Below are 11803 nucleotides of genomic sequence, written 5' to 3' on the forward strand. Positions count from 1 at the left end.
CTTTATTTTTCCCGGTTTTTACTGCTACAGTCTATTTCGAACAGTGAAAAAGCCGACACACTGTTTCCAGTCAATGTATCGGCTTTACTGCTTCATTTTATTATGTTCGGAATTTTATTATGTAGGTATATTCCGTAACTTTTTCTGTTTTACAGATACTGACTGAATTCCACTTTCTCCTTATTCGGACCCTCAATGGTAAAGAATTTTACACCATTTTCCCAGAATGGCAGGAAATGAATGGTATCCTGTGTGGAGTTTAAACCAGCTTCATTAATATACTGGAAAATCTCCTCAATGTCTCTCACATCAAGCGCAACATGATCAATCGCCCCATGCTCCATCTTCGCCGCATGATTCTCATAAGTCTCCACAACCAAAGTTCCCAGCTTCAGAAAAACAACCTTCTCATTCGCTTCCTCATTCACAGTCTCAAACGCCGTCTCAAATCCCAGCTTATGATAAAACTCCACAGTTTTATCAATGTCATTTGTCGGAATCCCGATATGCTGTACCCCTGTTGAATAATTCTTTAAATCCATGATCTTTACCTCTTTCTGCTCATCTTTGTAGCTTTTACTCATTTATTTTCATAATTTTACTTATCCAATATTTAATATTTTATTTTTTACAATATACGCAGAAAATCATTCGATTGTCAAGAGTAACAACTGATTCTTTTCACTTGACCCCTCCGCTCCCACCACCTCATCCATTTTCTCTTACACAGCCAATAGCCAGCGTGAAGCAGCATCTCTCTGCAGGTGAATTTGGAGGGGGCTTAGTAACTCTTAGGTGGGGGAAATCCGCGTTATGAAGAAAAATAGCAACCTGTCTGAGCGGAGTCTGCGACGGAGCGAGTTTTGCATTTTTCTTCATGCTTTTAGCGGATTTCCCCCACCTTAGAGTTACTTAGCCCCCGGAACTGAACCTGCAGAGAGATGCTGCTTCGCGCGTCCCTTATTGTCTGTGTACGCCCCACACCAACAAACTTCCCCCAAATACTTACAAAAACCTCTTGACTTTCAAAACAAACAGCGTTAAAATTGCTTTAGCTTTTTAAACAGCTAAACCTATAACGCATAAATTCAACGAAGGGAACCAGTAAAAACAGTCCCCCTGTCCTCAGAGAACTGCAGTCCGGTGAAATGCAGTGACAGACCTGTTTCGAATATCATCCCCGAGAAGGAAAGCCGAACCCTTGAATACAGCCATCACAGATATTGCCATATTCACAGTAAGCTTCCCCGGCCGCCCCCCGTTACAGGAGCCGCGTATATCGGTACGTTGCAGAATCGTACTTGTTTCAAAGGTGAAACAGGGTGGTTACGGAATATCATATGTCCGTCCCTGCGTGGGGCGGACTTTTTTTATGTTATAGGAAATTACTCCATAATATTCCTATAACATAAAAAAGCCCTGACACACGAGACATACTTTCTTTTCCAGGCTGTCGATCTGAAACCGAAACACCACTTCTGTTTTTCGCAGACAACAGAATTCACCACAGATGAAAAATGTAACTAATTACATATTATAACCATTACATTCCATCTGCCTTGAATCTGCTCCAAATTCCGAAAAACAGCAGTAAATTTTTTGAGAGGAGTAGAGAGCATGAAAATCTACAAAAAAATCATGAACGCACTGGCTGCAGTAGAAAAGATCGTCCTTGTGATCTCCACACTGCTGATCCTGGTGCTGACTGTGGGAAACGTATTTTCCCGTAAAGTCATCCACCGTTCCTGGTCCTTCACAGAAGAACTTGTAGTAGCGGTATTCGTACTCATCACCCTGCTGGCAGCCGCACTGGCCTGCCGCGAAGGAGAACTGGTCAGCCTGACACTGGTCACAGACCGCCTTCCAAAGAAACTGAAGAAACCATCCGTAATTCTGATCACAGTCCTGAGCATCATCTTCAGCGTCATCCTTTTCAAATACGGAATGGACAAGGTAATCACTCAGCTTCAGAATGGAAAAAGAACCTTCGTATTAAACTGGCCTGAATGGATCTTCTGGTCCTTCGTACCCATCGGTGCAGGATGCATGATCCTTCACTTCATTGAATTCTGTCTGGACTTCTGCTGCAAAACCGACAGCGCCAAAAATACCGACAACAGCACAAAAAGTAACATGAACACAATCACAACAGACAAAAAGGAGGGCAAATAAATGATCAGTGCAATCTTATTTATCTCCTTCTTCATATTCCTGATCCTGGGTGTACCCATCGGAATCTGCCTCGGACTTTCCTCCGTATGCGCAATCCTCTACTCCGGTACATCCCTGACGATCGTAGCAACCAACATGTACTCAGGAATCAGCAAATTCCTGCTCCTGGCAATCCCATTCTTCGTACTGTCAGGAAACATCATGGCAAAAGCCGGTATCTCCAAACGACTGATCAAATTCGTTGATACCTGCGTAGGACACAAAAAAGGCGGTATCGCCATCGTATGTGTTATCGTAGCCTGCTTCTTCGGCGCCATCTCCGGTTCCGGCCCTGCAACTGTTGCAGCTCTTGGCGCCGTACTGATCCCTGCAATGGTAGAACAGGGCGGTTTCTCCGCACCATTCTCCACAGCACTGATGGCAACCTCAAGCTCCATCGCCATTGTCATCCCGCCAAGTATCGCCTTCGTTGTATATGCCTCCATCACAGGCACATCCATCGCAGATATGTTCATGGCAGGTATCGTACCAGGTCTTCTTATGGGCGTGGCACTGGTAATCGTAGTAATGCTGGAAGCAAAGAAACACAACATCAAACCATCCAGAGAAAAAGCCTCAGGCAAAGAACGCTGGGACGCTTTTAAAGATGCTTTCTGGGGATTCCTGATGCCGGTCATCATTCTGGGCGGTATCTACGGCGGTATCTTCACACCAACAGAAGCAGCAGCCGTATCCGTTGTATACGGTCTCTTTGTAGGTATGGTCATCTACCGCGAAGTTTCCTTCCGCGATATGTTTGACATTCTGGTAGACTCAGCAAAGACAACCGGCGGTATCATGCTCATCGTAGCAAGTGCCTCTCTGTTCTCCTTTGTATGTACCAAATTCGGTATTGCAGATGCAGCCTCCAATTTACTTGGAAGCATCGCACATAACCAGTTTACCTTCCTGCTGATTGTAAATATCATCTTCCTGATCGCAGGATGCTTCATCGATGCAAACTCCGCTATGTACATCTTCATCCCGATCATGCTTCCTGTATGTAAGGCTCTTGGATACGATATAGTAGCATTCGGTGTTATGGCAACTGTAAACCTTGCAATCGGACAGGTAACTCCTCCTGTAGGCGTAAACCTCTTCGTAGCAATCAGCATCAAGATCAAAAAAGGTCTGGAAGTTACTCTGCAGGAGATCTCAAGGGCAGTTGTGCCAATGATCGCAGCCTGCGTTGCAGTTCTTCTGATCGTTACATACATCCCGATCACCTCCACTTTCCTTCCGAAAGCTCTTGCAAAAGAAGGCTCCTACACAGGTGATCAGTCCTCCGCTTCCTCTGACACAGCTTCCAAGGAGGCAGGAGACGGCAATAACTCCTTTGACACAATCGCAGATTACAGCGACCTTGACTGGCCGGAAATGACCTGGAACTTCGCTTGCTCCACTACTGAGACAAGTACATGGGCTGATGGCGGACGTAAGTTCGGTGAACTGATGGAAAAAGCCACAGGCGGCAAAGTCAAAGTCAACATTTACGCTGCTGACCAGCTTACAAACGGCAACCAGTCCGAAGGTATTCAGGCTCTGATGAATGGGGACCCGGTTCAGATCTCCATGCACTCCAACCTGATCTACTCTGCATTTGATCCACGTTTCAACGTTGTTTCTCTTCCGTTCGTCTATGATTCTTACGACGATGCAGATGCGAAATTCGATGGCGAAGCAGGTGCAAAGCTGAAAGAAATCCTCAGTGAGTACGGACTCCACTGCATGGGTATTGCAGAGAACGGTTTCCGCGAAATCACAAACAGCAAACATGAGATTAAATCTGTAGACGATATGAAGAACCTGAAGGTTCGTGTAGCAGGCTCCAACCTTCTGATGGAATGCTACAAGAGATGGGGCGCTGATGCCACAAACATGAACTGGTCAGAAACTTACACAGCACTTCAGCAGAACACAGTAGAAGGTCAGGAGAATCCGCTTCCTGCTATCGACGCTGCAAGTGTTCAGGAGGTTCAGCCTTACTGCTCTATGTGGGATGCAATTTATGACTGCCTGTTCTTCTGTATCAACGAAAACATCTACAACAGTCTCACACCACAACAGCAGGAAGTTGTTGACGAAGCAGGACAGAAAGCAGTTGAATATGAGCGTTACATCAACCGTTCCGGAGATGACGAGATCAAAGAACGCTGGGCAAGCCAGAACGGTGTAACAATCACAGAAAAAGAAGACATGGACATCGACTCCTTCAAAGAAGCAGTTGACGGTATCGATGACTGGTTTGTAAACGAACTGAAGAGCCAGGGCTATGACGATGCCCAGGATCTGGTTGACCTTTTCACAAAGGATTCCTTCAACACAGTGGAAGATTACAGTGATCTAGACTGGCCGGAAACAACCTGGAACTTTGCATGCTCCACTACTGAGACAAGTACCTGGGCTGACGGCGGACGTAAGTTCGGTGAACTGATGGAAAAAGCTACAGGCGGAAAGGTTAAAGTCAATATTTATGCAGCTGACCAGCTTACAAACGGCAACCAGTCCGAAGGTATTCAGGCTCTGATGAATGGGGACCCGGTTCAGATCTCCATGCACTCCAACCTGATCTACTCTGCATTTGATCCACGTTTCAACGTTGTTTCTCTTCCATTCGTCTATGATTCTTACGACGATGCAGATGCGAAATTCGATGGCGAAGCTGGTGAAAAACTGAAAGAAATCCTTGGCGAATACGGACTCCACTGCATGGGTATCGCAGAAAACGGTTTCCGCGAGATCACAAACAGCAAACATGAAATCAAATCTGTAGATGATATGAGGAACCTGAAGGTCCGTGTAGCAGGTTCCAACCTTCTGATGGAATGCTACAAGAGATGGGGTGCTGATGCCACAAACATGAACTGGTCAGAAACTTACACAGCACTTCAGCAGAACACGGTTGAAGGTGAGGAAAATCCACTTCCTGCTATTGACGCAGCAAGCGTTCAGGAGGTTCAGCCTTACTGTTCCATGTGGGATGCAATTTATGACTGTCTGTTCTTCTGCATCAATCAGGATATCTACGATGGCCTCACACCACAACAGCAGGCAGTTGTTGATGAATGCGGTCAGAAGGCAGTTGAATACGAACGTTACATCAACCGTTCCAGCGACAATGAGATTAAAGAACGCTGGGAATCCAAAAACGACGTAACCTTCACAGAGAAAGCTGATATGGATATCGATTCCTTCAAGAAAGCTGTAGACGGCGTAGACGACTGGTTCGTAAATGAGCTGAAGAGCCAAGGCTACGAAGACGGCCAGGATCTGGTTGATCTGTTTACCAAATAATCCTTACGGTTATAAAACTCCATAAAAATAAAAAGGAAGTAAGCATCCCCCGTCCAAAGTGAGATGCTTACTTTCTTTTTAACATTATAATTAATCACAGAGGACAACCGGAACACGCTTCCAATCATCTTCTAAGTAGATTATACAATGGGGCACCTATTTCTTCAAGTTCCCTTTTTATAATTCAGATTTTATACAGAACAATAAGTACTTGAGTCATTTCTTTCATCATGTTATACTGAACAAGTATAATTGAACAGACCCGGATGCGAAGTTTCGACCCCTGCCCTCCAGTTTCACGAAAGGAGGGTGATGCCAGATGAATACAATGGAAGTTCTTACTTTACTGTTAGTAATCTTTACGGCATTGACTTACATAGATCAACATAAAAAGAAATAAGCATCCCACCGCCCAAAGTTGGATGCTTAATTTCTTTACTCATTAATTATACCGAGGGCAACCGGAACACGCTTCCGGTCATCTTCTAAGTAGATTATACAATGGGGCACCTGATTTTTCAAGTGCCCTTTTTTATAAAGTAAAGCAGACATTCGTTACTGTTCACACACCACTATCCCGAGACATACAAGCCAAAATTCCATTGCCGCAGGCAATCTGGAATGAATTTTGGCTACGTTACTGAGAACGGAGTGAACAGTAACGACATTCGCAATCCGCTTCGCTACTTGCTCATGAACGCAGTCACTTCGCGACCTGCGTTCAAATCTCAGATCTTCAGGTAAGACTTGATTTTCTCCTCCTGCAGTTCTTCCCCGATCACGATCAGAACCTCCTGCCCTACATGAAGCGGACGGATTGTAATTTCATTCTTCGTAGCATTTAATTCAATCCACTGCCGTCTATCGCACTCTGCCCATGCAGATAGTCCAGAACCGTCTTCGCTGTCACTGTCTACTCTCATAAATCCCTTCATCCGGAACACACGCCCGCATTCAGGATCAGACAGAATCTTCTCAGCTGCTTCCCGAAGCTCCTTCTCAGTCATCTTCACATTCATAAAGTACAGAGAAGTAAAGGCATCCTCTGCCTCAAACTCCGGTTTCCTGTAGCTTGCCATCACATATCCACAGGATGCGATTCTGTCAAAGTCCTCTTTCGACATCTCATCCCAATTCTTGTGGATAACATTAGCAGTATCCACACCATTCATTTCACAATGAAATCTCCTGCTGCAATGAACCTTCTCCAACGCCTGATTCACATGCTCAATCGTACCCTGGATTTCCTCGGGTGATGCGTCCTGGCTCTTACTCATCACAATGCATCCGGCATCTGCCACCTCAGAAGCCAGAATGAAATCCGCCTCCTCTGACAGATCACGCTCCAGCTTAGAATCCACGATTGCAATCACATTCCCAATCTGATACCAACGATTTAACGGCTCCTCATGAAGAATATCAAAGAACTCATCCACATCAAAAATCCCAGACGGCTCCACGATCACACGGTCATAACCGCACATACCCATAGCAATCAGTTTCGTCTTAAATCTCCTCCTATGGCAGTCCTTATCACACCCTCCTGAGATCATCTCCAGCTCACAATTCTCTCCCATCAGATCCTGAAGCAACATCATATCCACATTCACAGCCCCGTAATCATTCTCCAGAATCCCAATATTATTACCAGTATCCATCAGATACTGCGCATACTTCCTGATAAACGTCGTCTTCCCTGAACCAAGAAAACCAGTGATCAAATCTACCTTTACCATCGTATATCTCTCCCTTGCTGCTGCATAATTTTTCTTTTTTATCCGTAAACCGGAACTTCATCATCTGTGATCCACATACCTGTACGATCATAACATTATAACGCAGAAAACGCAACGCCCGCAAAGAAAGACCACAATTATTCATGTTCTGAAATAATTGCAGTCTTTCTGATCGTTTCTTATGACAATTCCAGCTTACCGGTATAAAGCTGATAATAAGTTCCTTTTAACTTAATGAGATCTTCATGGTCGCCTCTTTCAATGATCTTTCCATGATCCAGTACAATGATGGCATCACTGTTTCTGATAGTTGAAAGTCTGTGGGCGATTACAAATACAGTACGGCCTTTCATCAGGTTATCCATACCTTTCTGTACGATACTCTCTGTACGGGTATCAATACTTGAAGTTGCTTCATCCAGGATCAGTACAGGCGGATTGGCTACTGCTGCTCTTGCAATGGAGAGAAGCTGGCGCTGTCCCTGGGACAGTTCCTCACCGTCTCCGCTTAACATGGTATCGTAACCTTTTGGAAGCATTTTGATAAACTGGTCTGCATGAGCCAGTCTTGCAGCCTCGTATACTTCCTCATCTGTAGCATCCAGTTTACCATAGCGGATGTTTTCTTTAATAGTTCCTGTAAACAGGTGAGTATCCTGAAGTACGATTCCCAGAGAACGTCTCAGGTCGTCCTTCTTAATCTTGGTAATGTTGATTCCATCGTAACGGATCTTACCTTCCTGAATATCGTAGAAACGGTTGATCAGGTTTGTGATTGTTGTCTTTCCTGCACCTGTGGAACCTACGAAAGCAAGTTTCTGTCCCGGCTTGGCGAAAAGACTGATGTCTTTCAAAATAACTTTGTCCGGGTTATATCCGAATGTAACGTCTTCAAAGCGGACATCTCCAGTCAGTTCTGTATAAGTAACGGAGCCATCTGCAGAATGTGGATGCTTCCATGCCCACATACCTGTTCTCTCTTTGCATTCTGTGATATTGCCGTTGGCATCCTTTCTTGCATTAACAAGTTCTACGTAACCTTCATCCTCTTCCGGCTTCTCGTCAATGAGCCTGAAAATACGTTCTGCACCTGCAAGTGCCATAACGATGGCGTTGAACTGCTGTGCCACCTGCATGAATGGCTGGGTAAAGCTCTTGGTGAACTGTAAATAGGAAGCTATAACACCGAGGGTGATGCCGCCCACACCTGTTACAGAGAGAAGTCCCCCAAGTACTGCTGTCAGTACGAACTGCAGGTTACCGATGTTACCGATCACCGGTCCCATCATATTTCCGTATTTATTGGCATTTGCGGAGCTCTCGAAAAGTGCTTCATTGAGTTTATCGAATTCTTCTTTTGATTTATCTTCGTGGTTGAAAACTTTTACCACACGCTGACCATTCATTCGTTCTTCCACGAAACCGGTCACATCTGCCAGAGATACCTGCTGACGGATGAAATATTTGCCACTGTTGGAACCAATCTTATTGGTAACCTTCAGCATGATAAAGATGATCACAACTGCCAGAATCGTAAGCAACGGACTTAACAGTAACATGGAAATAAAGGTAACCACGATCGTAAACAGTGCCATCAGTGCCTGTGGGATCGCCTGACTGATCATCTGTCGCAGGGTATCTGTATCGTTAGTATAGAGGCTCATGACAGATCCGTTTGTATTCTGGTCGAAATAGCGGATTGGAAGAGTCTGCATATGCTCGAACATATCATCACGGACACTTTTAAGCACACCCTGACCGATATAAACCATCATTCGGGTATAAATAAATGTGGCAATCACACCAAGTGCAAAAATACAGCCAAGGACTGCAAGTGCCTTATAGAGTTCTGCAAAGTTCGGATCTGTCTGTCCGATCAGCGGAATGATAAAGTCATCCAGCAGAAATTTCAGGGACAGGGATACTGCAATACTTGCTGCGGAACTGATAAAGATGCAGATAAATACGATGATAAACTGTATCTTATGGGTTCCTGTCATATATTTCAGAAGTCTTTTGGCAGTTTGGATGGTGTTCTGATCTAATTTTTTCTTCTTATTCATCGTCTCCGCCTCCTTTGACCTGTGATTCATATACTTCTCTGTAAATATCATTTGTCTTCAGCAGTTCTTCTGAAGTACCCACACCTGCGATCTTACCGTCATCCAGTACGATGATCTGATCTGCATCTTCAATAGAAGAAACTCGCTGTGCGATAATAATCTTTGTTGTGTTCGGGATCTCCTCGCGGAAAGCCTTACGTATCAGGGCATCTGTTCTTGTATCTACTGCACTGGTAGAGTCATCCAGGATCAGGATCTTCGGTTTCTTGAGAAGAGCCCTTGCAATACACAGACGCTGCTTCTGACCGCCGGATACGTTGTTACCGCCCTGAACGATCATTGTATCGTAGCCATCCGGGAACTCACTGACGAATCCATCTGCCTGGGCCAGCTTACAGACCCTCCGAACTTCTTCCTCACTGGCATGTTCATCACCCCAGCGAATATTATCATAGATGCTTCCTGAGAACAGCACATTTTTTTGAAGTACCATGGAAACCTGGTCACGAAGTACTTCCAGATTGTAGTTGCGTACATCCACGCCTCCCACCTGGACATTACCCTTTGTGACATCATAGAGTCTGGGGATTAGCTGCACCAGGGTAGACTTTGCACTTCCGGTTCCGCCGATGATACCTACTGTCTGACCGGATTTAATATGAAGATTCACATCCTTCAGGGAAAGATTTCCTCCCTCTCCTGCATAGCTGAAATCTACATGATTAAAGTCAATGGAACCATCTGCCACATTCCTTACTGCATCAGCTTTATCCTGCATCTCAGGAACTTCATCCAGAACCTCTACAATACGATCTGTAGATGCTTCTGCTATCATAATCATAACAAACACGAAGGTTACCATGTTCAGGGACATGAGAATCTGAAGTGCGTAGACAATGATACTTGTCAGTTCACCGGTCTCCATGCCGCCGAGAACAATTCCTCTTCCACCGATTGCAACAATGATAATGATTACAGTATACATGGCAAACATCATAACCGGTGAGTTCCATGCAACGATTTTCTCTGCTTTGGTAAACAGATTATAAACATATCTGGAAATTCCATGGAATTTCTCAATCTCATAGTCCTCTCTTACGAAAGCCTTAACTACACGTGAGGCATTTACATTCTCCTGAACGGAATTGTTCAGATTGTCATATTCATCAAATACCTTGATGAAATGTGGATGTGCCTTTTTCGCAATAAAGATCAGTGTACCGCCAAGAACAGGAACAACTATCAGGAAAAGCATTGCGATCGGTTTGTTGATCGTCAGTGTCATGATCCATGACAGGATAATCATAAACGGTGCTCTGGCAAGAAGACGGATGCTCATCATATATGCCTGCTGTACGTTTGTGATATCAGTGGTCAGTCGTGTGACCAGACCTGAGGTTGAAAAGTGGTCGATATTTTTGAATGAAAAATCCTGCACCTTATAAAAAATATCGTGTCGTAAATTCTTTGCATATCCTGCTGCTGCAACTGCTGCCATATTTCCGGCCTGTACGCCGAAGAACAGGGAAAGCATTGCCATTGCAACAAGGATGACTCCACGCTGGATGATATAGCCCATATCTCCGTTTGCAATACCTACGTCGATAATCTTCGCCATCTCCAGAGGAATCAGAACTTCCATCAGTACTTCCAGGATTACAAGGATCGGAGCCAGTACAGACTGCTTCTTATATTCCCGGACTGAACGTAAAAGTTTCTTATTCATCTTTGTCGATGTCCTCCTTATGTCTCGTTATTTCTGTTAAAAATCATTCCTGCTATCGCAGGATTTTTTCCGGTTTTCATACATCTGCCAGAGAACCTGTTTGCACAGTTCCACATCCTCCTTCGGAATTCCCCGGAGCATTTTGACTTCGCCTTCTTCAATACTCTTTAAGATTGCAGGACGGATCTTCTCTGCTTTCTCTGTGGGAATGATCTGTTTCAGGCGTGCATCCTGTTTCGCACTCTCTCTGTAAATGTAACCGTTCTTCTCCATCAGCTTCAGGATTCCTGTCACTGTAGGCTTCCTGACCTGGAATTCCTCTTCAATATCTTTCTGATAGAGATCTCTGTGCATGGTTTCCAGAAGTATAAATTTCAGCACATGCTTCTGCATGGTCGTCAGATCGTCATTCTCCATCACCTCTGCCGGATTATGCCGTTTCATTGTATGGGATAAAATATGTATCAGCCTGCCTACATGCATCTCATTCAGCTTCTGTTTCATTTCCTCGTCTATCTCGCCGCACCTCCTAAAATCAGTACCCATACTATTGCAAAGCCATATAAATAGTTAGGTTGCTATCCATTAGTTGCCTAACTATTATATGGCTTTGGTTTTTTTATGTCAATACTTATTTTATGTTTCTATTTTTGTTCTATATATGATATAGTATTAACGTTGTCCAACCAATACCCGGCAACGGGAGGAGGTGATATTCTTGTCAGAAATTATTCTTTCTTTTCTTATCTCCTGTGCAGCAGGTATAATCTGCC

At 44.4% G+C, this 11803-nt stretch carries 7 protein-coding genes; 2 read left to right on the forward strand and 5 right to left on the reverse strand.

The genetic code is table 11. The features are described from left to right. Window positions 1-149: 149 nt before the first annotated feature. Entirely contained in the window at window positions 150-542 is a 393-nt protein-coding gene (locus NQ550_RS19225; RefSeq protein WP_020993212.1) for a VOC family protein, read from the reverse strand. A gap of 1075 nt (window positions 543-1617) precedes the next feature. On the opposite strand from NQ550_RS19225, the gene NQ550_RS19230 reads away from it, so the two are divergent. Both NQ550_RS19230 and NQ550_RS19235 read left to right on the forward strand, forming a co-directional pair. Continuing rightward, on the forward strand, window positions 1618-2172 hold the full coding sequence (locus tag NQ550_RS19230; protein WP_025580891.1) for a TRAP transporter small permease: 555 nt from the start codon (window positions 1618-1620) through the stop codon (window positions 2170-2172). After that, window positions 2173-5505, forward strand: coding sequence for a TRAP transporter large permease subunit (locus tag NQ550_RS19235; RefSeq protein ID WP_173702289.1), 3333 nt, complete (start codon window positions 2173-2175; stop codon window positions 5503-5505). A gap of 728 nt (window positions 5506-6233) precedes the next feature. Here the strand turns inward: NQ550_RS19235 and NQ550_RS19240 are convergent. From NQ550_RS19240 to NQ550_RS19255, 4 genes are all read right to left on the reverse strand, one after another. Next, window positions 6234-7241: a GTP-binding protein gene (locus NQ550_RS19240; RefSeq protein WP_025579687.1), complete on the reverse strand. Its 1008-nt coding sequence runs from the start codon at window positions 7239-7241 to the stop codon at window positions 6234-6236. Window positions 7242-7420: 179 nt separating this feature from the next. Further along, window positions 7421-9304: an ABC transporter ATP-binding protein gene (locus NQ550_RS19245; protein WP_025579686.1), complete on the reverse strand. Its 1884-nt coding sequence runs from the start codon at window positions 9302-9304 to the stop codon at window positions 7421-7423. Then, window positions 9297-11030 (reverse strand): ABC transporter ATP-binding protein, encoded by a 1734-nt coding sequence (locus NQ550_RS19250; protein WP_025579685.1) that lies wholly within the window; start codon window positions 11028-11030, stop codon window positions 9297-9299. The genes NQ550_RS19245 and NQ550_RS19250 overlap by 8 nt, the downstream gene beginning before the upstream one ends. A gap of 36 nt (window positions 11031-11066) precedes the next feature. Beyond that, a complete protein-coding gene (locus NQ550_RS19255) occupies window positions 11067-11534 on the reverse strand; it encodes a MarR family winged helix-turn-helix transcriptional regulator (protein ID WP_025579683.1) in 468 nt (155 codons plus the stop codon). Window positions 11535-11803 lie beyond the last annotated feature (269 nt).

The organism is Blautia wexlerae DSM 19850 (assembly GCF_025148125.1).
Classification (GTDB): domain Bacteria; phylum Bacillota; class Clostridia; order Lachnospirales; family Lachnospiraceae; genus Blautia_A; species Blautia_A wexlerae.

Excerpts from the sequence above, each read along its gene's own strand:
- NQ550_RS19240 (WP_025579687.1), bottom strand. The coding sequence starts at position 7,241 with ATGGTAAAGGTAGATTTGATCACTGGTTTTCTTGGTTCAGGGAAGACG.
- NQ550_RS19245 (WP_025579686.1), bottom strand. The coding sequence starts at position 9,304 with ATGAATAAGAAGAAAAAATTAGATCAGAACACCATCCAAACTGCCAAA.
- NQ550_RS19255 (WP_025579683.1), bottom strand. The coding sequence starts at position 11,534 with ATGAAACAGAAGCTGAATGAGATGCATGTAGGCAGGCTGATACATATT.
- NQ550_RS19225 (WP_020993212.1), bottom strand. The coding sequence starts at position 542 with ATGGATTTAAAGAATTATTCAACAGGGGTACAGCATATCGGGATTCCG.
- NQ550_RS19250 (WP_025579685.1), bottom strand. The coding sequence starts at position 11,030 with ATGAATAAGAAACTTTTACGTTCAGTCCGGGAATATAAGAAGCAGTCT.
- NQ550_RS19235 (WP_173702289.1), top strand. The coding sequence starts at position 2,173 with ATGATCAGTGCAATCTTATTTATCTCCTTCTTCATATTCCTGATCCTG.
- NQ550_RS19230 (WP_025580891.1), top strand. The coding sequence starts at position 1,618 with ATGAAAATCTACAAAAAAATCATGAACGCACTGGCTGCAGTAGAAAAG.